25 protein-coding genes and 1 pseudogene are annotated in these 21,551 nt (G+C 57.7%); 17 read left to right on the top strand and 9 right to left on the bottom strand.

All coding sequences use genetic code 11. From position 1 onward, the window contains the following. Window positions 1–2 precede the first annotated feature (2 nt). The 3 genes from HX805_RS15675 to HX805_RS15665 are packed head-to-tail and all read left to right on the top strand — an operon-like array spanning window position 3 to window position 1,872. Window positions 3–341 carry a phage tail protein gene (locus HX805_RS15675; RefSeq protein ID WP_177117029.1) on the top strand — a complete coding sequence of 113 codons (339 nt, stop codon included), beginning with the start codon at window positions 3–5 and terminating at the stop codon, window positions 339–341. Window positions 342–352: 11 nt separating this feature from the next. Beyond that, the gene (locus HX805_RS15670; RefSeq protein ID WP_177117028.1) at window positions 353–1,105 is read left to right on the top strand and encodes a phage minor tail protein L; all 753 of its coding nucleotides are present in this window, start codon (window positions 353–355) and stop codon (window positions 1,103–1,105) included. A 2-nt stretch (window positions 1,106–1,107) separates the two neighbouring features. Further along, complete coding sequence (locus tag HX805_RS15665; protein WP_177117027.1) at window positions 1,108–1,872, top strand: C40 family peptidase; 765 nt, start codon at window positions 1,108–1,110, stop codon at window positions 1,870–1,872. A gap of 152 nt (window positions 1,873–2,024) precedes the next feature. Here HX805_RS15665 and HX805_RS15660 read toward each other — a convergent pair whose 3' ends face one another. After that, window positions 2,025–2,612 (bottom strand): hypothetical protein, encoded by a 588-nt coding sequence (locus HX805_RS15660; RefSeq protein ID WP_158660295.1) that lies wholly within the window; start codon window positions 2,610–2,612, stop codon window positions 2,025–2,027. 295 nt (window positions 2,613–2,907) lie between these two features. On the opposite strand from HX805_RS15660, the gene HX805_RS32520 reads away from it, so the two are divergent. The 9 genes from HX805_RS32520 (at window position 2,908) to HX805_RS15615 (ending at window position 12,232) form a co-directional block, all read left to right on the top strand. Continuing rightward, complete coding sequence (locus tag HX805_RS32520; protein WP_177117026.1) at window positions 2,908–3,579, top strand: HNH endonuclease; 672 nt, start codon at window positions 2,908–2,910, stop codon at window positions 3,577–3,579. 110 nt (window positions 3,580–3,689) lie between these two features. After that, window positions 3,690–4,112 (top strand): hypothetical protein, encoded by a 423-nt coding sequence (locus tag HX805_RS15650; RefSeq protein WP_122560937.1) that lies wholly within the window; start codon window positions 3,690–3,692, stop codon window positions 4,110–4,112. A 55-nt stretch (window positions 4,113–4,167) separates the two neighbouring features. Beyond that, entirely contained in the window at window positions 4,168–4,761 is a 594-nt protein-coding gene (locus HX805_RS15645; RefSeq protein ID WP_177117025.1) for a tail assembly protein, read from the top strand. Window positions 4,762–4,820: 59 nt separating this feature from the next. Beyond that, on the top strand, window positions 4,821–8,780 hold the full coding sequence (locus HX805_RS15640; protein ID WP_177117024.1) for a phage tail protein: 3,960 nt from the start codon (window positions 4,821–4,823) through the stop codon (window positions 8,778–8,780). Between the two features lie 337 nt (window positions 8,781–9,117). Beyond that, the gene (locus tag HX805_RS15635; protein WP_177117023.1) at window positions 9,118–9,798 is read left to right on the top strand and encodes a hypothetical protein; all 681 of its coding nucleotides are present in this window, start codon (window positions 9,118–9,120) and stop codon (window positions 9,796–9,798) included. Window positions 9,799–9,986: 188 nt separating this feature from the next. Next, a complete protein-coding gene (locus tag HX805_RS15630; RefSeq protein ID WP_177117022.1) occupies window positions 9,987–10,565 on the top strand; it encodes a pyocin knob domain-containing protein in 579 nt (192 codons plus the stop codon). Beyond that, window positions 10,566–11,120, top strand: a complete 555-nt coding sequence (locus tag HX805_RS15625; RefSeq protein WP_177117021.1) for a tail fiber assembly protein — start codon at window positions 10,566–10,568, stop codon at window positions 11,118–11,120. A 57-nt stretch (window positions 11,121–11,177) separates the two neighbouring features. After that, complete coding sequence (locus tag HX805_RS15620) at window positions 11,178–11,711, top strand: glycoside hydrolase family 19 protein (protein ID WP_177117020.1); 534 nt, start codon at window positions 11,178–11,180, stop codon at window positions 11,709–11,711. Beyond that, window positions 11,708–12,232, top strand: a complete 525-nt coding sequence (locus HX805_RS15615) for a lysis system i-spanin subunit Rz (RefSeq protein WP_177040405.1) — start codon at window positions 11,708–11,710, stop codon at window positions 12,230–12,232. Before HX805_RS15620 ends, HX805_RS15615 begins: the two co-directional genes overlap by 4 nt. Window positions 12,233–12,350: 118 nt before the next feature. Here HX805_RS15615 and HX805_RS15610 read toward each other — a convergent pair whose 3' ends face one another. Then, complete coding sequence (locus HX805_RS15610; protein ID WP_177023111.1) at window positions 12,351–12,878, bottom strand: hypothetical protein; 528 nt, start codon at window positions 12,876–12,878, stop codon at window positions 12,351–12,353. Between the two features lie 446 nt (window positions 12,879–13,324). On the opposite strand from HX805_RS15610, the pseudogene HX805_RS32360 reads away from it, so the two are divergent. Both HX805_RS32360 and HX805_RS15605 read left to right on the top strand, forming a co-directional pair. After that, a pseudogene (locus HX805_RS32360) lies at window positions 13,325–13,435 on the top strand (lysis protein); the annotation flags it as partial. Between the two features lie 230 nt (window positions 13,436–13,665). After that, complete coding sequence (locus HX805_RS15605; protein WP_008431807.1) at window positions 13,666–13,953, top strand: helix-turn-helix domain-containing protein; 288 nt, start codon at window positions 13,666–13,668, stop codon at window positions 13,951–13,953. On the opposite strand, the gene HX805_RS15600 is transcribed toward HX805_RS15605, so the two are convergent. The 5 genes from HX805_RS15600 to HX805_RS32355 form a co-directional block, all read right to left on the bottom strand. Next, window positions 13,947–14,633: an SOS response-associated peptidase gene (locus tag HX805_RS15600; protein WP_177117019.1), complete on the bottom strand. Its 687-nt coding sequence runs from the start codon at window positions 14,631–14,633 to the stop codon at window positions 13,947–13,949. The two genes, HX805_RS15605 and HX805_RS15600, sit on opposite strands and share 7 nt — an antisense overlap. Before the next feature lie 28 nt (window positions 14,634–14,661). After that, complete coding sequence (locus HX805_RS15595) at window positions 14,662–15,000, bottom strand: hypothetical protein (protein WP_177028272.1); 339 nt, start codon at window positions 14,998–15,000, stop codon at window positions 14,662–14,664. Between the two features lie 93 nt (window positions 15,001–15,093). Then, the gene (locus HX805_RS15590; protein WP_134326553.1) at window positions 15,094–15,303 is read right to left on the bottom strand and encodes a hypothetical protein; all 210 of its coding nucleotides are present in this window, start codon (window positions 15,301–15,303) and stop codon (window positions 15,094–15,096) included. Window positions 15,304–15,731: 428 nt separating this feature from the next. Further along, entirely contained in the window at window positions 15,732–16,559 is an 828-nt protein-coding gene (locus HX805_RS15585; protein ID WP_087693924.1) for a hypothetical protein, read from the bottom strand. Between the two features lie 82 nt (window positions 16,560–16,641). After that, on the bottom strand, window positions 16,642–16,776 hold the full coding sequence (locus tag HX805_RS32355; protein WP_023658805.1) for a hypothetical protein: 135 nt from the start codon (window positions 16,774–16,776) through the stop codon (window positions 16,642–16,644). Between the two features lie 219 nt (window positions 16,777–16,995). Here HX805_RS32355 and HX805_RS15580 point away from each other — a divergent pair, with 219 nt between their 5' ends. After that, window positions 16,996–18,024, top strand: a complete 1,029-nt coding sequence (locus tag HX805_RS15580) for an alpha/beta fold hydrolase (RefSeq protein ID WP_177117018.1) — start codon at window positions 16,996–16,998, stop codon at window positions 18,022–18,024. 73 nt (window positions 18,025–18,097) lie between these two features. On the opposite strand, the gene xth is transcribed toward HX805_RS15580, so the two are convergent. Both xth and HX805_RS15570 read right to left on the bottom strand, forming a co-directional pair. Further along, a complete protein-coding gene (gene xth, locus HX805_RS15575) occupies window positions 18,098–18,916 on the bottom strand; it encodes an exodeoxyribonuclease III (protein WP_003207724.1) in 819 nt (272 codons plus the stop codon). A 251-nt stretch (window positions 18,917–19,167) separates the two neighbouring features. Next, window positions 19,168–20,178 (bottom strand): NAD(P)-dependent alcohol dehydrogenase, encoded by a 1,011-nt coding sequence (locus tag HX805_RS15570; protein ID WP_102368990.1) that lies wholly within the window; start codon window positions 20,176–20,178, stop codon window positions 19,168–19,170. Between the two features lie 182 nt (window positions 20,179–20,360). Here HX805_RS15570 and HX805_RS15565 point away from each other — a divergent pair, with 182 nt between their 5' ends. Further along, entirely contained in the window at window positions 20,361–21,260 is a 900-nt protein-coding gene (locus HX805_RS15565) for a LysR family transcriptional regulator (RefSeq protein WP_102370266.1), read from the top strand. A gap of 124 nt (window positions 21,261–21,384) precedes the next feature. Further along, window positions 21,385–21,546 (top strand): hypothetical protein, encoded by a 162-nt coding sequence (locus tag HX805_RS15560; protein WP_166742167.1) that lies wholly within the window; start codon window positions 21,385–21,387, stop codon window positions 21,544–21,546. The last annotated feature ends 5 nt before the right edge of the window (window positions 21,547–21,551 follow it).

Raw genomic sequence — 21,551 nt, 5'->3', positions numbered from 1 at the left:
TTATGGCAATCGAGCGATTTACCTGGGCCACTGAAAAGGGCGTCGAGGGTGATATCAAACAGCGCGTGCGCACGAAGCAGTTTGCCGATGGCTACGCGCAGTCCACCGAGGACGGGATCAACAACAAATCCCAGTCCTGGCCAGTCACCTTCACCGGCATGAAGGGCCGGATCAAGGAAATCATGGACTTCATCGACCGGCACAAGGGTGCAAAGGGCTTCCTCTGGCAGCCGCCCCTGGGAGATCTGGGCCTCTACAAGTGCAACGGCTACAAGCCAGTGCACCGCGGCGGCCAGGTCTACGCGATCACCGCGACCTTTGAACAAACCTTTCACCCCTGAGATAACAACCCATGGCACTGATCACGGACATCCAGAAACTGGAGCCCGGCGCCGAAATTCGCCTGTTTGAAATTGACGGGACCGAATACGGTGCGGATTACCTGCGCTTCCACGGTCACGCCATCCCGCACACGCCTGAGGAGCTGCTGGCCTATGAGCATTCGGAGGAGGACCTGCCGGCCAAGTCGATTTGGTGGCAGGGCGCTGAGTACGCGGCATGGCCAGTGCAGATTGAGGGTATCGGGTCCAATAGCGACGGCACGGCCACCAGGCCGACGTTCGCCGCCGGCAACATCAATGGGCGCGTCACTGCGTTGTGCCTGGCCTTCGAGGACATGCTGAAGTTCAAGCTGACCGTTCGCGAGACCCTGGCCCAGTACCTGGACGCGGCCAACTTTCCCGAAGGCAATCCAACTGCTGACCCGACTCAGGAAGGGCTGGAGATCTGGTACATCGACCAGAAAACCAGTGAGGACGGCGAGGCCGTGGTCTGGGAGCTTTCTTCCCCTGGCGAGATCGATAACCACGGATTGCCAGGGCGCCAGATGACGACCTTCTGCCACTGGGCCATGACCAATGGCTACCGCGGGCCTGATTGCGGCTACACCGGCGCTGCCATGTTCGATGACGAGGATAGACCCACGGACGACCCAGCGAAGGATCAGTGCAAGGGCTGCCTGCCGTCCTGCAAGTTGCGCTTCGGCGAGAACAACGAACTTTCCTTCGGCGGGTTCCCCGCCGTCTCCCTGATTGCCCGGAGCTGACCATGCGCAAGCACATCATCGCAGCCATCCAGGCGCACGCGGCGGCCGAGTACCCGAAAGAGTGCTGCGGCCTGCTGCTCGCTGTAGGGCGGGCGCAGAAGTACTTCCCATGCCGGAACATCGCCACGGAGCCGAACGAAGAGTTTCGACTTGATCCTGAGGACTACGCTGCAGCGGAGGACCTGGGCGAAGTGATCGGCATCGTTCATTCACACCCAGACGCAACCAGCCGGCCCTCACCTCATGACCTGGCCATGTGCGAGGCCACGGCGCTGCCCTGGCACATTCTGTCGTGGCCCGAGGGGGATTTGCGCACGATCACGCCGACGGGCAGCACACCGCTACTCAAGCGTCCGTTTGTTCACGGCGCCTGGGACTGCTGGCAGGTCTGTGCTGATTGGTATCAGCGGGAATGGGGGATTGAGTTTGAGGCCTTCCAGCGTGCTGATGGCTGGTGGGAGAGTGCAGAAAGCGCCAGCTTGTACGAGCAGCACTACGAAGCCGCGGGCTTTGTGCGAGTCGACCGACCTCAACGCGGCGACCTTGTCGTCATGCACGTCGGGCGGACGGTTCATCCGAACCACGCCGGGATTTACCTGGGTACCGATCCGGAACTGCCCGGCGAAGAGTCAGGCACATTCGGCCCCGGGCCATTCCTGTTGCACCACCTGTACGGCAGGCCGTCCGAGATCATCGTCTACGGCGGCCCCTGGCATGACAGAACACGCCTGATCCTCAGGCACAAAGACGCAAAACAACCTACATGACGCGGCGTGGCCGCAGGAGCGAGGTATGCAAACAGATAGGCCGGCTCCGTCGCATTTGCCCTTGCGAGCAGAAGACATCCCGGTTTCACCCTCGATGGTTGAAGCCGGGCTGGCGGTCCTTGAGGAGACCGATGATCGGCCGCTCTCACGATTTACGGTCGAAAGAGCTTTTCAGGCGATGTACCTGTGCGGATTTCTAGAATCTGTGCGCGCGTCGTAATGCCTCTAAGGATCTCACCATTCAACGAAATCGCCTGCAAGATTCTCATGAGCTTATGACACTGATCCCTTAGCTCGCTTATTTTGAGAATCGCGTTTGATTTATTGGCGTTCTTTGGCTTGATCAGATCGGTTAATGAGGCTGTTGCTCCTTCATTTAGGCCCCATTGCCAATGTACGATTTTATGCCTGAGGCTGCTTACAGCGTCGAAAGCCTTTAGCGTGTATAGCAGATCGTCTGTTGCCTGCTGATCGTGGGTTTTTGAATCGGATATTCGCCCCTGGACGTACCTGATCATCCCCGCCATTGAGATGTTGGCTTCAACTGAAAGCTTTTGAGCGTCAGCCACCGGCATTTTTAGGAAAAAAGCAAAGAGGTTAGAAATTTGCCATTCGACCGCTGAGTAATTAACGATGAACTGCCCCATCGCATGCAGATGCTCGTCTGAAGGGCCCACGTTGTATTGTCGTTCCCAATCGATGCTAAAGGGCTCTCTTGGCTTGAAACCACCGTCACTCACATTAACCTCCATATCTTTATTCGCGCCATAATTGGCGCAACCCCAGTCCTTGGGCTTGCAGGCGTAGGACTGGGAAATCCTTGCGTGAAGGCAGGAGGCTACTATGGAGGGTGATGGGATGTTAGTGGGGATTCGTACAGTATCCGATGGATACAACTTCCCTTCGGAAAGGAGCATGCTGTTCTAGGTCGTGAATTTTTTTGGGGGGGAAGGCTGAGTGAATCGGAAGCAATTCATAAAGTCGCATGGAGCTACTTGTGACAACTGGACGTGGAGTTGGTCGTTCGTTAATCACATGGATCGAATTGTAATATTTGGGGCTTGGGAGGACTGGGCAATCGGCAATGAGGTATTGATCCTGGATGAGGGGTGGGAGCGAAGTCATGCCGGCAGAAAGCAATCGGGCTATCCTCAGGCCAGGGAGCACATTCGCTTAGTTGAAGATGAAGGATATGCTTTAAAAACATTCAAAATGGTCAACTCCGACGCACGCAAAGATGATAGAGGGCGCGGGCCATCGAAAATTGCAAAAATTGATGAGAATCTAACATCGAGAAATCTCAAAAGGATCGGCAATCAGTGGTTCGGCATAAGCCAGAGTTCGCATGGTGATGCGATCTTAGTCGATGATACGTTTGATGATTTGCCGGGAGTAGACAGCACAGAGATTGGTAGCGACGGCGGGTTACGCCAGTTGGTGATGAGGTCTCTTGTAAAGCGCGATCCTAGAGTACGCAGGAAAGTCATTGAGCGCGCGATAGACGGTTGCGAACGTGAATCATGTGTGGACACCCGGCGGTACAGAGGGTTTCTGGACGTTCATCACATCCTGGGTGTAGAAACTAGCGACAGAGTCTGGAACTGTGTCGCCCTTTGCCCGAACTGTCATCGTGAAGCGCATTACTCTCCTGACAATGACAAAATTAATGCTGAACTACAGGCATTCGCGGCGAAGTATGCCACTTAGGCCAGTCAGAGTTGGGGATGGTGTTTGTTCGTGCGGACAATGCCGCGCGCGAGGCTTTTTGCGTCCACTCCCTCAGTGCTACAGTCCCGCCAAACCTAAGAGGGAACGACATGCGGATTTTGATAGCGGCGGTAGCGGTGGCGATGCTGGCAGGGTGCGCCTCATCGGCGATCTCGGTGCGGGATGCGAAGCCGGTCCCGTCAGATGAGGTCTATGCCTTCCAGACTAAACCAGCTGGCGAGAGCGGAAAAATCACCGTGGTGCGCGACTCCGGCGCGGTCGGTTCTGGGTGCGACATCGTTGTTTATGTCGACGGCCGCAGGGCTGCAAAGATCGGAACTGGTCAGCGGGCCACATTCTACCTTCCGCCGGGGTCGCCCAATCTCGGCGCAGGCCTGGCTGGCTCGGGCTTGTGCGCGGGCGCTGCAATTCGAACCATCGCAGCAACGGTGCAGCCAGGCAAGGAAAGCCTGTACCGTATCAGCGGCGACATGGCTGGGTTCTACATAGGGCCTTATGTCGATTACAACTGAATCAAGAAAACCTTGAAGCCGCCTCCGGGCGGTTTTTTATTGCCCGGAGAAAGTGATGCAGGCATCAGCGATCAACTACCAACCCATGACGACCATTCGCCTGCACGGGCAGCTCCGACAGTTCGGAAAGTCCTTCAGGCTCGCGGTGAAATCGCCGGCGGAGGCGATCAAAGCACTTTGCGTGCAGATCCCTGGATTCGAGCGGTTTCTTTCGAATGCCAAGTCGCGCGGCCTTGAGTTCGCGGTGTTTCGCGATAAGCGCAATATCGGGGAGAAGGAGCTGAGCTACAACGGCGCCGGAGATATCCGCATTGCCCCTGTGGTCGTAGGCAGCAAGCGCGGCGGTATTCTTCAAACCATAGTCGGCGCGATCTTGATTGTTGTGGGTGTTATTTTCTCTGCAACGCCTTTCGGTACCCCGCTCATAGGCGCGGGCATCGGCCTTGTCGCCGGCGGCGTTATCCAGATGCTCAGCCCTCAGGCTGGCGGCCTCAAGACCAGCGCTGCGCCAGAGAACACGCCCGGCTACGCCTTCGGCAGCGCCAAGAACACCACGGCATCCGGTAACCCGGTACCGCTCTGCATTGGCGAGCGACGCTGGGGCGGCGCAATCATCAGTGCCGCGATTTACGCAGAAGACCAGATGTAGCCAATACCTGAAACACAGCAGCCGCCCATGAGGCGGTTTTTTATTGCCTGGAGAAAAGCATGGGCGCAGCACTCAAGATTGATATCCACGGCGCCAAGGGCGGCGAAGACAAACCAAAAACGCCAACGGAAGCCCCGGACAGTCTGCGCTCGGTCGCTATTGCCAAGATGCTCATCGCTATCGGTGAGGGTGAATTCGAAGGCACGCCTACGGCGCGCGACATCTACCTCGACAACACCCCGCTGCAAGACCCTCAGGGCAACATGAACTTCCCGAACGTGAAGTGGGAATGGCGCACCGGTGCGGTGGACCAGACCTATATCCAGGGCATCCCGTCGATTGAGAACGAAACCACGATTGGCACTGAGTTGCGCAGCGGCACGCCATGGGTTAAGTCCATCAGCAACACCCAGCTTTCCGCCGTGCGCGTGCGCTTCGCCTGGCCGGCGCTCCAGTCTGTAGATGCCGGCGGCAACATCAACGGGTACCGGATTGAATACAAGGTCGAACTGGCAACCGACGGCGGCGCTTACCAGCAGGTGCTGAGCGAAGCTGTCGACGGTAAGACCACCAGCGTGTACGAGCGCACCCGCCGAATCGATTTGCCGAAGGCTACTTCTGGCTGGCTGATGCGCATCACGCGCCTGACGATCAACCAGAACAACAACAAAATCTCCGACACGATGCAGATCGCCGGCTTTACGGAGGTGATCGACGCCAAGTTGCGGTACCCAAACACCGCGCTGCTCTACATCGAGTTTTCGGCCGAGCAGTTCCGCAGCATTCCTGCGGTAACAGTCGCCTGCAAGGCTCGTAAATGGCAGGTCCCCAGTAACTACGACCCCGTTTCGCGGACATACAGCGGTATCTGGGATGGGACGCTGAAAGAGGCTTACACCAACAATCCAGTCTGGGCGACCTACGGAATCACTACCGTCGACCGCTTTGGCTTGGGCCGTCGCATCAAGCCTTGGATGGTCGACAAGTGGGAGCTTTATCGCATCTCGCAGTACTGCGACCAGTTGGTGCCGGACGGCAAGGGCGGCCAGGAGCCGCGCTTCATCTGCAACCTGAACCTACAGAGCAAGGCTGATGCCTGGTCGTTGCTGCGTGACATCTCGGCGATCTACCGGGGGATGACCTACTGGGCCCAAGGCCAGGTGTTCACCCTGTCGGATATGCCGCGCGCCACTGACTTCGACTTCGCCTACACCAGGGCGAACGTCATCGATGGCAAGTTCACCTACTCGAGCGCATCGGAGCGTACCCGCTACAGCCGGGCTCTGGTCAGCTACGACAACCCGTTGAATAACTACGACACCGACGTCACTTCTGTCACTGACCAGAAGCTGCAGCGTCGGTACGGTGACAACCCGCTGGAAATCAGTGCGATTGGCTGTGACCGTGAATCGGAGGCGCAGCGCCGCGGCAAGTGGGCGTTGCTCACCAACTCCAAGGACCGGGCGGTAACGTTTCGTGTCGGCCTGGACGGACGTATCCCTCTGCCTGGCTACGTCGTTCCGATCGCTGACGAACTGCTGGCCGGTCGGCCCGTGGGCGGGCGCATCTCAGCCGTAAATGGCAAAGTCATCACCCTGGACCGCGACACCCAGGCCAAGCCCGGTGACCGGCTGATCCTCAACCTGCCCGACGGCAAGTGCGAGGGGCGCACCGTGCAACTGGTCAGCGGCCGCCAGGTCACGGTCACCACGGCGTACTCCGTGCCGCCTGAGCGCGAACTGGTGTGGGCGCTCGACGCTGACGACCTGGCCATCCCACTGTACCGGGTGACCAGCGTTTCCCGGCCAGAGCCTGGCGTGTTCGAAATCTCGGCTGTGCAGTACGACCCGAGCAAGTTTGCGCACATCGACACCGGCGCCCGGCTGGAAGAACGGCCGATCAGCGTCATCCCGATCACCGTAGTTCCAGCACCGGCCAGCGTCACGCTGACGTCGAGCTACGCCGTGAATCAGGGCATTGCCATCAGCACCATGAACATCTCGTGGCCTGCGGTGAGCGGTGCGGTCGCCTATGACGTGGAGTGGCGCAAGGAAAGCGGCAACTGGATCAAGGTGCAGCGGACAGGTTCGACCAGTGTTGACGTCACCGGAATCTACTCGGGCGCCTATTTGGCCCGGGTCCGCTCGGTGAGCGCCTTCGAGATATCGTCGATCTGGAAAAGCTCCAACCTGACCAACCTGAAAGGGAAGGTCGGCCTGCCGCCGGCAGTGTCGTCCCTGACCACCACCAGCGAACTGTTCGGCATCGGCATCAAGTTGGGCTTCCCACCAGGCGCCGAGGATACCCAGCGCACCGAGTTGTGGTATGGCCCTGCAAACAATCTTGGAGCCGCTACCAAGCTGGCCGACCTGGCGTATCCGCAGGCCGACTACCGCATGCAATCACTGTTGGCGGGCGCTCGGTTCTTCTTCTGGGCGCGCCTGGTGGACCGGACCGGAAACATTGGGCCGTTCTATCCGGTGGTGAACGGTGTGATTGGCCAGGCCAGTTCGCAGGCCGGCCCTATCCTGGACTTGATTGCCGGCCAGATTGGTAAAACCGAACTGGCTCAGGAGTTGGTCAAGGAGATCGAGTTGATCTCCGGCGACGGTCCGGGGTCTGTGAACGATCGCTTGGAGCAGGCCAAGCAGGAACTGGAAGACCTGATCGATCAGATCACGGACGCTCTGGTCTACGTTCCGACCAAAACCTATGCCGCCGGCGACGTAGTGCGGCAGGGCCAGCATCTGTACCAAGCCATCGCGCCGGTACCGAAAAACACTAAGCCTCCCAATGCCCAGTACTGGTTCGATATCGGCACCATTGCCGAGACAACCCAGGCCATGGCGCTGCAGATCCAGCAGAACAAGGCGTCCATCGACACCGTGGACGGCAAGGTCACGGCACAGGCCTCCGCCCTGCAATCGCTCCAGGCGAGCTGGAGGGAGGACAGCGGGGAGGGCGACCTGGCGGACGCCCTGAAAGGCTGGGATGCCACCGCCAAGTTCGCTGAGCAGGTCAAGGTTCAGGCCTCGGACAACCGAGCGCTGGTTGAGCGCACCACGTCGCTGGATGCGGCGGTAGGGCAGAACAGGGCCGGGCTTACCTCGCTCGAGCAGGTGGTGGCCACTGAAACCCTTGCTTCGGCGACACGACTGGATCAGTTGAAAAGCAGTGTCGACGGCAACACTGCTGCGATTGGCGGTGAGGCATCGACAAGGGCTGATGCCGATAGCGCTCTTGGGACTCGCATCGATCAGGTGGGGGTCACCGTCGGCAATAACGGCGCGGCGATCAGCGAGGAGGCAACCGCCCGGGCGAATGCGGACACCGCGCTCGGCCAAAGAATCGATACGACACAGGCCAAGGTTGCAGAGAACTCGGCAGCCGTTCAAACGGTTACCGATTCCCTGGCTGACACCAACAAGGCCGTCGCCTCACAGTCCACCACGCTTCAAGCTGTTGTTGGCGGCGGGCGGGACGGTACCGACGAGGGAGACCTGGCCAGCGCTATCAGCGAGGTGAAGAACAAGGCCGCGATCCAGGTCACGGCCAGGGCCCAGGCTGACACCGCCGGCAAGCTGTCTACGATGTGGGCAGTCAAAATGCAGGTCAATGCCAACGGTCAGTATGTCGCCGCCGGTATCGGCCTGGGTATCGAGCAGAACGCCGATGGCTTGTTGCAGAGCCAGTTCCTGGTGAGCGCTGACAGGTTTGCCGTGGTGAACACCCTGGCCGGTGGCGGGTTCGTGACTCCGTTTGTGGTGCAGGACGGGCAGGTGGTTATCGACACCGCGCTGATCAGTAGGGCGTTTATTCAGGAAATTGTGCTGGGCATGACGCTGCGTTCTGAGACTGTCGATTCCAAGGGCCGGCCACTGCTGGAGATCAACGTGAAGGCAGGGACATTCACGCTCCGTGGTGAAGGTGCTGGCGGTTCAACTCTGCTTGATAGCACTGGGCTGGCTGTGTACGACGGAAACGAGAGGCGTCGCGGGAAATTCGGGAGACTGTCTTAATGGACGAATATGGCCTGGGAACGTGGGACGAAAACGAGGTCCAGCTGCTTGGGCCTGCGTCATTCACGATGAGGGTGGTGCTATCCACCCTTGTTACCTTCGCCAGCGGCGGGGGAGCTTCGACTCAGTCATTTAGTGTTCCTGGCTGCACGCCGGCAAACAGTTTTGCGGTAATCGTGCCTGTCGCTGCGTACAACGCAGGCAATCAATTGCACCAAGTTCAATTTGAGCCAGAGATGTTGGATGGCTCAGTGCGAGTTTGGCGGGGTCACCGAACGGCTGTTAATGGCCTTTATGCATTCGGAACTCAACGACTTATCGTCTCGAGGTTTAGGTGATGTCCTACGGGTTTGAGTTCATCAATAATTCGGATGTAGTAACGGTTGATTCGGAGTTTGCTCGTATTGTGGTTCTGTCGAAAGGGCGCTTTGTTCCAACCCAAGAGTCTGGAATGGGGTCGATGACATATTTCGATAAACCAGTAACCACTCAGGAGCCGCCTTTGGTTTTCGTAAAGCCCGATCGTGTTGCGGCCGTCGCTGGCCTTTGCAGGGTCCTGATTACGGGGTCACCTGGTAACTGGACGGGCTTCTACGTGAGGGCCTACAACAATGCTACCGCACAGCCAAATGGCAACTACTTTGTGGCCGCATTTAAGGTGAGCCCCAGTTCTGGATATGGAGCCCAGCTGTTTGATGGGAATGAAAGTCTGATTTTTGACGCGGGTAGCCCCGTCGCCGTATTCACGAAATCCTATCAGTCTTGGTCATACGTAACGTCTGGCACCGACTCTCAGGGATTGCCGATGGTTTATTTCAGCGTCCCGTTTGATTTTTCTTCGCCCGACTACATGCTGATTAACAACCTCGGCATGGATATGGCTGGAGCACAAACACGAGATGTCAGCCTTTATTGTTGGTGGGATTTCCCTGGTAACCGGTTATGGGCGATCACCATTGGCGCAACAGCAATGAGCACCCTGTACTTGCCTGCCGTTTTTGCACGTAGCCAAGCGTAGGTCTTACTTCATATAGAGCCCGCCTCGTGCGGGCATTTTTTTGCCCGGAGAAAAACATGCCTTGGTATAGAGCCGGCACAGTTGCAGTTACATTGAATTCAAATACGGTCACTGGCACAGGCACGTCGTTCAGTGCCAACGGGCGCGTAGGTGATGCATGGACTGGGCCCGATGGGCGCTGGTATGAGGTGACCAACATCGCCAGCAACACCGTGCTGACTATCTCGCCGAACTACCTGGGGGCGACAGTCTCCGCGGGTACGTACGCCCTGGCTCCGATGCAGGGCTACGTGAAGGACTCCGCCGATCAACTCCGGCAGATCGTCAACCAATGGGGCGCCACCCTGGCCGGCCTGGGCGCGGTCTCGACGGAAAACATTGTGCCGGTGGCGAAGGGCGGTACAGGGGCGACAACAGCCCCTGCTGCCCGGGCGATTCTCGGCGCATTGGCGGCTGGCGACTACGGGCTGGGTGGTTCAAGCCTCACGGAGGCGGGCAGCCTGAGCACCCTGAACGTGACCAAGTTTTTTAACACGACAGCAGCCACGACTGGAGTTCCGATAGGCCAGGGCACCTCAGATGGACAGGGGCATGGCATTCACAACCAGCACCCTAACGGGGCTTACGCAAATCAGATGTGGACGGCGCTTACGGCGAACAGGATGTTTTTCAGGATCCGGGCCGCCAGCAACTGGACGGCCTGGGCAGAGCTGTACCACACCCAAAACACGACCCGCGCCGCCGACGGCACACTGAAGGCTATCTAAATGACCACTCGTGCAGCAGTAAACATTTTAGGCGCCGACGGCGCCGTCATTGATGTCACGTCTTTGGGCGTCAACACCATTACGACCGAGCACCCGGGCCCGGGACAGTACCTGGTGCACGGCACGCTTGGAATGGTCCCGCCGCCAGAAGGCTGGGGCTACGTGCTGAACCAGGTCGACGCGGCTTGTTCGGTAGACATCGGTTACAACGAGGGCGTGCTGGCTGTCAGCGTGGCCAAGGATGGTGAGCCCGCCGACTTGGTGCACAGCATCACTTTGCATGTGGCCGTGGAGTCACTCCCGACCGCGGCGTTACTTGAACCAACTACACCTGGTGATGCGCTGTGGGAAAGTGCCCTGGCAGAGATCGCGCGGTTGCGTGCCGTCGCTGACTATGCGATCGCGCCACTTCAGGACGCCGTGGATGTTGACGAAGCCACGGACGCAGACCTCGCGACGCTCAAGTCCTGGAAGAAATACCGAGTAGCGCTGAGTCGGGTTATTGAGCAACCGCAGTGCCCAGATGCCATTGAGTGGCCTGTCGCGCCTGCGTAACTACCGACGTTCTACACCGCCCGCCCTGAGCGGGTTTTTTATTGCCTGGAGAAAAGCATGCCGATCACAGAGCAGCAGTTGCTACAGATCCTCCCGAACGCCGGCCGACAAGCCGGCGTTTTTGTTCCTGTGCTGAATACGGCCATGGCCAAGTACGGAATTGTCACGTGCCTGCGCATCGCTGCCTTCATCGCCCAGATCGGGCATGAGTCGGGGCAGTTCCGCTGGCTGAAAGAGTTGTGGGGCCCCACGCCGCAGCAGGCCGGCTACGAAGGGCGCTCCGATCTGGGCAACAAGGTCAATGGCGATGGCTTCAAATACCGTGGCCGCGGCCTGATCCAGATCACCGGTCGGGCGAACTATGCGGCGTGCGGCGATGCGTTGAGCCTGGACCTGATCAATAAGCCGGAACTGCTCGAGCAGCCGCAGTACGCGGCAATGTCGGCAGCCTGGTTCTGGTCCTCCCGCGGGCTGAACACTCTGGCGGACCAGAGCGATTTCCTGAAGATCACCCGTCGTATCAATGGCGGCATCAACGGCCTGGAGGATCGCCAGGCTTTGTACAAAGTGGCGCTGAAGGTGCTGGCATGACGCCGGTGCAGAAGTTGGCCAGCCTGGCGGCGCTGATCCTGCTGGCTATGGCCGTGAGCTTCGGCGCTGCCTGGCAGGTGCAGGAATGGCGGTATGACGGGAAGCTGGCAAAGCAGGCGGGACAGTTCCAGACGGACCTTGACGCGATCGGCAATGCCGCTACCGCCCAGGCCCGCGCCGAGCAGGACAAGCGCCTTGCCACCGAGCAGCAACTGGCCGCTGCCGATCAACAACACACCAAGGAATTATCCGATGCCCAGCGCAACCAGGCTCTGCTGCGTGACCGCCTTGCTACTGCTGATGTGCGGCTGTCAGTCCTTCTCGACGCCACGGATTCAGCCGGTGGCTGCGACGTGCCTGCCGCCCCCGGCGCCGTCGGCGTGGTTCATGCAGCCCGTCGAGCCCAACTTGACCCAGCGCATGCTCAAAGAATTATCGCCATCACCGATGCCGGAGACCAAGGATTGATCGCCCTGCGAGCCTGTCAGGCCTACCTAAAAGAGGTTTCTACACCGAAGTAAAAGGAGCGGCCGGGCAGGATGCGTCAACATCCACCCGGCCACCTTCCCCGCAGAACGTCCCTGCAAGTCCAGCCAAGACTCCTGTTTCGTGCACAAAGCGGAGCGAGCCTTGCACTGTTTATCCATTCAGTTTTATTGAGGTAAGTGTTTTTTTACCAAGAGACTGATATTCGTTGACATTGCTCTCAGTCATATTAAATGTTGCAATTATCAAATTATTATCTGATAGCATATATAGCTGCATATTCAATATGTCAGCATCGAGCCCCTTCGATGTAAATGTTATAAGCCATGCCTTATTGCCCCCAGCCTCGATCTGTGAAGCTTGAGGTGCTAAGTTTTTCATGGCGATTAAAATATTATCTTTGATTTCATCAATTCCAACTAGTTCCGGTTTTTTTAACTTTGATATGCCAAAAGATACAGAGCCGCTTTCATTGCTGTAAATAACCTGAGGTCTCCTTTTTGATGGATATTTAATTTCAGCTAGCTTTTCAGATAATGGTGTGAATTGCGTTGGTATTTCAACACTTAAGCCTAAAGATTTGATGTTCTCTAATCTCATGTTTGCGTCTAGCGCTGAAGCACTTGCCGAAAACATTAATAATAAGATAAATGCGGCTATATTTTTCCGTAGTTCAATCACGTAGTTAATCCTCAATCTTACCATTACATCTCTGCTTCGGTTTCAATCGTGACTGCTACCGGGGTGGAGGAGTCGCGAGTGCTTTCCTACGGTATTCGGTAATGAATTTTACTCGGTCGTCCTGGAAAAAGAGCAGGATTGAACCAGAGCGTGGATGGGGAACGTGGTGCTAGAAACTGCTTAACCAGTAGCTCTTTTAAGCCCCGTTGAAACGTTTTTTCGCTCATATCCATGGATATCCCAGACAGTCCGTCGTTAAACCAAGCTAGCTCGATGCTTTCTGCAAAAACCTGACGCATATACGCTACCTATAGCAAGTCCTATTGACTGAGCGGTTGTCGTTGGTGTGTTAAATCCGGCAACCGCTCCTGTCATTATTGCGGATGCAGCACCTCTAAGGGTCGCCGGCTGTCCTGCGCCAGCGTAGGCTCCTACGCAAGCTAACCCAGCTTAACCCAACGCATGTTCAAAGAGTTATCGGCATCACCGACGCCGGGGATAATGCCGTGATCGCGCTGCGGGCGTGCCAGGCGTACGTCAGGGCGATTGCGCACTGAGGATGATGAGCTACGCTTTTGGCTTGGATGCTCAGGACGGCAATTCTCCATTAAAACTGACAGGCACTTATGGACAAGCAGCTGGCAGGGCTCTCTTTTCTTTTGACGCTGGGGTGGGTCGTTGCTGTGGTGGGCGTCATGTGGTTTTTCGGTAGATGAAGAAAACTGTAGGCGGGAACTTGCTCTGTATTCAATGGCTCCCATGAGTACACCCATTTGGATATACAGGCATGAGCATCGGTGCAAGATTGAAATCTGAACGCCTTAGACTTGGATTGTCCCAATCTGCCATTGGTGCGATTGGTGGAGTGGAAGTGAATGCTCAGGGAAGGTACGAGAGTGGGATTCGTTTTCCGCGGGCGGATTACCTCGCGTCGGTCGCGAAATCCGGCGTCGATATCCTGTTCGTGATTACTGGAAAGCGCACAGAGAACGGTAGTGCGGATTCGGCCAAGGCTGCTGAGGCGCTGGATAGCGCGACGGAGTGTCTTGAAAAGGCAAAAGAGCTCATTCACTGATTCATTATTTTATGTATCAACGCCGGCCCTTTGTTTCGCACATTGCCCACGGCAGTATCGACCTTGAACCACTCGAAAACCTCGGCCGGTTCGCCCTGGTGTAGCACCATCTGTTCTGCTCGCTCCTTGGGCGTGGCCGGGTCCAGCCATTCCCTAGCCAGGTCCGGCGTCAGCACCACGGGCCGCCGGTCGTGGATGTCCACCATTCCGCCGGCGCTGTCGGCGGTGATGATCACGAAGCCGTCATGCTCGCCAGGGCCTTCGTCGCTGTCGGGCAGTTGGCCAATGGCGGCGCACAGCACGGGTGCACCGTCCCGCCGGCGGATCAGGTAGGGCTGCTTCTTCGGTCCGCCTTCGTCCACCCACTCAAACCAGTTGTCGATGGGCGTGATTGCCCGGTGCGGCCAGATTGTGCGGAAGAACGGGCCGTGGGCCACCTTCTCGACGCGGGCATTGATCGGCGCGGCGCGGTCCTTGGCCCAGTGCGGGCGCCATCCCCATCGCACCAGGTCGGCGTGCAGCTGGTCACCCTGCAGGTGGAGCAGGGCGACTTGGGTTGTCGGGGCGACGTTGTACCGCTCCAGGGGTAACTCACCCACGGAGTTCGCCAGTGCATTTGGCATGCTCAGCGCTGCAACGAAGTCATGAATGCCGCTGTACTGGGAAAGTCTTCCGCACATGGCCAAGCCCTCAATCTGAAACCTGAGCTTAGACGATGGTTTTCGGGCGGGACATCAGGTCGTTCAGCATCCCGCGCAGCCTCTCCACTTCGCGCACGTTGACTCTTTCTGATGTTGTGAGGGTGTCGATCTGCTTACGCATGACCGCTGCTTCGGCGCCGCGCTGCCTTAGATATCCTGAGAATTCGTCTTTCTTTGCCTGCGCTTCAGCCAGCATCGCGACCAGGCCGAAGATGTCCGCCCTCGCTTTACGCAGTTGGAGGTTCAGTTCCTGGACCTCGTTCTCCAGTAGGCGGGCATGCTGTTTATGCATTTCGAGAGGCGTGGGGATGCCAAGCCACTCGCAGGTGTCTTCATCGATGTTCATGGGGCGTACTTCCGAATGCTGTATGCGCGTACAGTATTCGAGATTTGGACAAGCGAAAGGCCTGAGGCGACGAACTGCAGGTTTACCCGACGATCAGTCGGGCGCCATGAGGACGGCCAGGGTCAGCTTGATGAACTCTTCATTCTCGTCGATGGTGTGCAGGGCACCGCGGATGTTCTCCGCTACATCGGCTGAGCCGCGCTGCTCAACCCAGTTCGATAGCTCCATGATGGAGGCTTCGAGGGCCAACTGGTTTTCGTACAACTTGGAGAGCAGGGAAGGGAGCAGGTCTGAGTTGGGCATCGGCGTTCCTCTGGTGAAGTGAACAGCTTAGCAGTCGGCGTTCTTTGGGTGGTTTGTGTTCGGTCGGCAGGACGCCGGGGAGGGGTTAATTCCTTTCCGCAAAAAAATGCCGGCCCTTGAATTTGCTGGGCTGTAGAGGGTCATTTTTATCTCTGATGCGGAAAGGAATTGCTTCTATGTCTATGTATTTAAAGGATTAGTTTTCGGACTTAAAATCCCCCGCTCGTAAGGGCGTGCCGGTTCGATTCCGGCTTCGGGCACCATCTAAAACCAAGGGTTTGCGGGCGAAAGCTGATGCAAGCCCTTGTTTGTTTCCGGTCGGCAATTGTTCAACAGGTCCGCAATCCACTTCGTTTGCGAGGCTTCCTTGCCTTCTGCGTTGCAGATGCACCGCCCGGTCATCGCAACAGTACTGCGCTACCTCAACCTCAGTTCTTCGCGCGGCTCAATAGAAATTCGTACCGGCGCTTATCGATAAAGATCGAATAACGTAATCCTCCGTCGCCGCTCGGCTGAAGAATGCTGTGGGTCTTGGATTTATGGAAAGGGTGGCTGTAAAGAGAGGGAAGGTCTGAATAGGCATAGCTTTCAAAATGCAGTTCGTCGCCTACCCAATGCACCTCGTTGTACAGGAAGTGCCAGTTTTTGCTGGAAGCCATGTAGAGGTAGGCACTGCCGTTGGGACCCATGATGACTTCTACCTCCAGCTCGCCTTTGTCATTTGCCCACTTGCCAATATATCGCTCCATACCGGAGTGGGCAGGTATCCCGGGATCCGCTACAAAATCACTGGCCTTGAAAGGGGTTTTGCGCGCAGCTTCAGCGGCGGCGTTTGGATAAAGGGCACACAGCGGTGCGACGTTACTGACTTTTACGTAGTTGAAGGTCAGGCTCGTATCCGAAACATCCATGCTCAGCGTCATGGTCTGCGGGTCGAATGCCAGGACCTTCAGGTCGAAGTTGTCTGAAGGTGATTTGAGATGGATGACCTTTCCATCGTCGGACACCTTGAAGTCGCTCACTTCTTTTTCCTGGTGCTTCCCGGGTTCAGCGCAGTTGAATGGATGCAAGGTGGCCTTGGCATCTGCGCTGTATTCGACCACGTTGGCAATTCCGTTGCGCAGAGGAACCATGGCCCAGATGCCAACTACGTTATCTTGAGTCGCCAGCGCGTGCGTCGAAGGCTTGGCGCCATGGTTGGCACACCCGGTCATCATCAAGGTGGCCAGGGAAATTGTCAGAACGTTGATCCGCATCGGGCTTATCCATAAGAGTGTTCGCATTGATCCATCTGTCGCGGTTGGCGACCTTCTGGCAGGCAAGCATCATAAGGGATCGTTACGCTACGGTGCAGACCCAGAGGTGATTCTGCCGATAGGGCGCGCGGGTGAAGTGAACATCTGAAACCAGATGCATGCCTCGCTCTTGCAGGGCTTCGGTCAGTTGTACGAGTGTCTCTGCCTGGATAGTCATTGCTGTTACCTCGTCAGATTTACTGCGTTCATAATTCTTGACCGGCCGGGCAACTGGCTAATTCAAATTTTCTACAACGTTGATTGACGTGTGGTTGCTTCAGTTCTTTTGCTCCCGATCCCAGGATAAGCGCGACCTGAAAATACGCGGGCAGTGGTGCTCACGCACTCGAGGTGACCTACAGTGAAACATCGCGCCGGTATGACATGAGGAGATCCTATGTCCACTTTCAAGCTGACTTCGCGCGTCTTCAGTACGCCCCGTCACACAACGCATTATCTGGAGTCGGGACCTGCCGATGGGGCATTGATGATGTTCCTGCATGGTTGGCCCGAACTCGGTTTGATCTGGCGTGCACAGATGGAAGCGTTCGCTGCCCAAGGCTGGCACTGCGTCGCACCCGATATGCGCGGCTATGGCGGCTCTTCGGCGCCGGCCGCGATCAATGCGTACACGATTGAAAACATCGTTGCAGACATGACAGAGCTGCATGACCATCTCGGTGGAACGCCCGCCATCTGGGTGGGCCACGATTGGGGCAGCGTCGTGGCCGGTGAACTGGTCGCCCATGAACCTTGGCGCAGCCGCGGCGTTGTGCTGGTTTCGGTTCCGTACTTTCCTTCCACGAACGCGCTGGCGACGCTCATACCGCTGGTTGACCGAGGGATTTACCCGGTCGACCAGTATCCAGACGGCCAATGGGACTATTACCGCTACTACAACACGCATTTTGCGTCCGCCGTGGCTGATCTTGACGCGGACAAAGCAGCATCGCTGGCGTCGATTTATCGAAGAGGCGACCCTGCAAGCATCGCCAGGGTCGCCTCCAATGCCGAAGTGACCCGCAAAGGCGGGCGGTTTGGCGAAGCGCACCGGGCTCCCCCGACCCCACCAGACTCGGCGCTCTGGCCCGAGACGGACTTCGCGGCACTGGTGCGCACGTTCGAGGAGCATGGTTTCCGCACGCCCTGCGCGTGGTATCTGAACGACGATGCCAACATCGAATACGCCCATCGCGCACCCAATGGCGGCCGCCTGTCCATGCCCGTCCTGTTTGTGAACGGTGATTACGACCCGATGAATACCATCAACGGCAATCAGTTGGGCGATCCAATGCGCGCGGCCTGCGCAGACCTCACAGTGGCGAGCCTGCCTGGTGGGCATTGGCTGCCAGTGGAGTGCAAGACCGAACTCGTTGAGGCCATAAGTCGCTGGCTGATGCTCGCGAAATTCGTGCCCCATCAGTAAGCCCGGATCACACCTTGGGATGGGTGAGTCGGGGACCGGCACGCGTGCCGATAGTCTGCGTCGTGGCTTGTGATCAACTGCGTTTTGGCTTCTTTCTTGACCGGGTTTGCCGTGATGAGATCTCAATCCACGTCGGCGCATGATCACTGGCATGCTCTTCACCCCGTACCCATGCATCTACGCCGACGTTTTTCAGGTACGGCGCGAGTACCGGGTTGAGCAGCAGATGGTCGATGCGCAGCCCGGAATTCTTCTGCCAATGCTGACGGAAATAATCCCAAAACGTGTACACCCGCTCTTCCGGGTACAGCTGCCTCAGCGAGTCGATCCAGCCCTGGGAAAGCAGCCTTTGAAAGCACTCACGGCTTTCTGGCTGGAGGAGGGCATCCTTGAGCCATGAGCGGGTGTTGTAGATGTCCAGGTCGGTGGGCACCACGTTGTAGTCACCGGCCAGGACCACCGGATGTTCGCTGGCCTGCAGTGTTGCAGCGTGGGAGATCAGGTGCTCGAACCACGCGAGCTTGTAATCAAATTTTGGCCCGGGTTGAGGGTTGCCGTTGGGCAGGTACAGGCATCCGACAATCACGCCATGGACAGCCGCTTCCAGGTATCGAGACTGCGAGTCGTCCTTGGCTCCCGGCAGGCCCTTATGGATCAAAAGAGGTTCGGAATCCCGCGCGAGGATTGCCACTCCGTTCCAGGATGCCTGGCCATGGTGCAATGAGCCATAGCCCGCCGCCTCAAGTTCTCCAGCGGGGAACGCGTTGTCTTGCGCCTTCAGTTCCTGCAGGCAGACGATGTCCGGGCGCTCCTTTTCCAGCCACTGCAGAAGGTTGGGCAGTCGCGTCTTTATGCCGTTGACATTGAATGTCGCGATCTTGAGGTTCTGCATGGCGTCGGTCCTTCAATGTGCCGGGTGCGCCGGGTGTTCGGCCACCGTGGGGGTAGGGGGCCTACCCTTGCTCATTTGGCGATGTCCCCTATACCGGTTTAGTCGCAAAGCCTCTTTTCGACTACACCAAACCTGCGTTGCTCCATAAATAACAGGAACCGGTCTTTGAACGACCATTGGTGTCATTCGTGAACCGCCTGGGCAAATCCCGCAGCAATCACCTGCCTGTGTGAAACGCCCGGCGGTCGACTTTACCCGACCTTGATGACCACTTTGCCAAAGGCGCCCCTGGCCAAGTGTTCGTATGCCTGGCGCGCTTGATCGAAGGCGTACACACGGTCGATTACCGGGCGAATCCTGTGCTCGCTCAGGAACGCGTTCATGCGGTCGAACGATGAGCGCGGCGCTACGGCAATGCCGCGAATGGTTGTTTGCCGGAATATCATCGGCATCAGGTTCAATGCAGACGTCTGGCCCGTCAGGAATCCGATCTGGGCGATACGTCCACCGACCCTGGTCGCGGCGATCGATTGATTGATGCCATCTCCGCCTGCGACGTCCAGGAGCAGGTCCACGCCCTTGCCATCGGTGAGTTTCAGGACTTCCTCTGCCCAGCCAGGATGCGTGCGATAGTTCACACTGGCGACCGCCCCCAGTTTTTTCATAGCCTCCAGATTTTCATCCCGACTGGAGGTGACAATAACCTTGGCGCCGAGGGCGGTTGCGATTTGCGCAGCGAAAACCGAAACCCCACCGGTACCTTGAACCAGCACCGTTTGGCCCGCCTCGACCTGGCCGAAATCAACCAGCGCGTACCAGGCCGTCAATGCGGCAATCGGAAGAGTCGCGGCTTCCTCATCCGACAGGTTGTCGGGGACACGTACTGCGCTGTCCTCATGGATGATCATGTATTGCGCCAGGCCGCCGGGCAAAGGCGAGCCGAAGCAGTAGTCGGGTTCATCCGGCCCAGGCATGCCGTCCAGCCAGCGGGAGTAGAGATGCGAGTTGACCCGGTCGCCAATAGCGAAACGGCTGACACCGTCACCTGTTGCTACGACAACGCCTGCCGCGTCGCTGACGGGAATCAATGGCTTGGGCACCTTGTGGGGCTCGTAGATGCCATCGACGATGGCCTTGTCCCGGAAGTTCAGCGAAACGGCCCCCACCTTTACCAGCAGCTCTCCCGCCTTGGGGACGGGGGTCTCGGCGTCCCCTTGTACCAGGTTGTCCAAACCGAAATCTTTCAGAAGCCACGCTTTCATTTTCTGTCTCCAGCAACGGTGAATGGGCAGGGGAGGCAAGTGCCTCCTTGTTGTTGGGGCCATTGTTGAGGTTTCGCAGCGCGGCATAAATGGGCAGAATCCAACAGCATTGTTATTCTGGAGAGTAACAATCAACCCTTCACCGGCTTCCCGGGGACAGACGTATGGCGCTTCTACAGTCGATGCAGGTATTTGCCAAGCTGGCGGAGTTGGGCAGCTTCACAAAAGTCGCGGAGGCGACGCAGACCGGCCGTCCCTATGTCACGCGCACTATTCAGGAACTGGAGGCGTCCCTGGGTGTGCGCCTGTTCCAGCGCACGACGCGTAAAGTCAAGCTGACGGCTGAGGGCGAACGATTTTACGAGCGTGTCAAAGAGATTCTGGCCACCATCGCAGAAACCACTTCCATGTTCGACCGCAGTGGCTCGACGCTGAGTGGGCGGCTTCGGATTGATATTCCCACAGCGTTTTCCCAGCACGGGTTCATGGAAAGCCTCAGGCAATTTACCGAGGCATTTCCCGAGATCGAACTGGCACTCGGCGTGACCGACCGCAGGGTAGACCTGGTGGCGGAAGGCATCGATTGCGTATTGCGAATCGGTGATCTCCCGGATTCCAGCCTGGTAGCCAGGGAAATAGGCAGCGCAATCATGGTGACCTGTGCATCTGCAAGTTATCTCCAGGCCTACGGGGTACCGGAAACCCTGGCGGACCTTGCCGGCCACCGGTGCGTCGGCTTTCTTTCGGGTCAAAACAACAGGCCGCTGCCTTGGCACTTCTCGATGGCGGGCGAGGACCATCCACACACTCCACGCGGCGGTATCACCGTGAACGAGTCCAACGCATACGTTCAATGCGGCGTTGCAGGCTTCGGCATTATTCAAGCACCGGGGATTACCGTCGGGGCGTACCTCGCCAGTGGAGAACTGGTTGAAGTACTCGGCGCACTTCGTCCGACACCGCGCCTGGTTTCCGTGCTTTACCCCAGCCGATCCCATCTTGCACCCCAGGTGAATGCATTTGTGGATTGGCTGAAAAAGCACTTTCCGGTTGTGCACCCCGACTGGTTCAACGCTCACTGATCCTGCAGAAGCACTTCGCGGCAGACCGAGAGGGGGCAGGTTGTTCAGGCGGGCTGTCGGAACGTATGATCGCAGCGAGCGCCCTTTTCCGGGCGCTGAGACTCACCCTTTGAAGGACATGAGCATGGAAAAGCACTTCGGTAATTCAGGCCTGTTCAAGGCTGCTTCGTATCACTGCAACACGCTCCTTGGCAGCGGCATTGCTCGCTGGGAGCTGAAAAATATTGCGTTGAATACGAAGGAGTTTTTGATATGTCCAAAGAACTACTCGGAGTTTCTGCTCTAGGGTTG

Source organism: Pseudomonas sp. G5001 (genome assembly GCF_013385475.1).
Classification (GTDB): Bacteria; Pseudomonadota; Gammaproteobacteria; order Pseudomonadales; family Pseudomonadaceae; genus Aquipseudomonas.
Note: the sequence above shows the minus strand (reverse complement) of the source record. Positions and strands in the feature narration are given on the sequence as shown.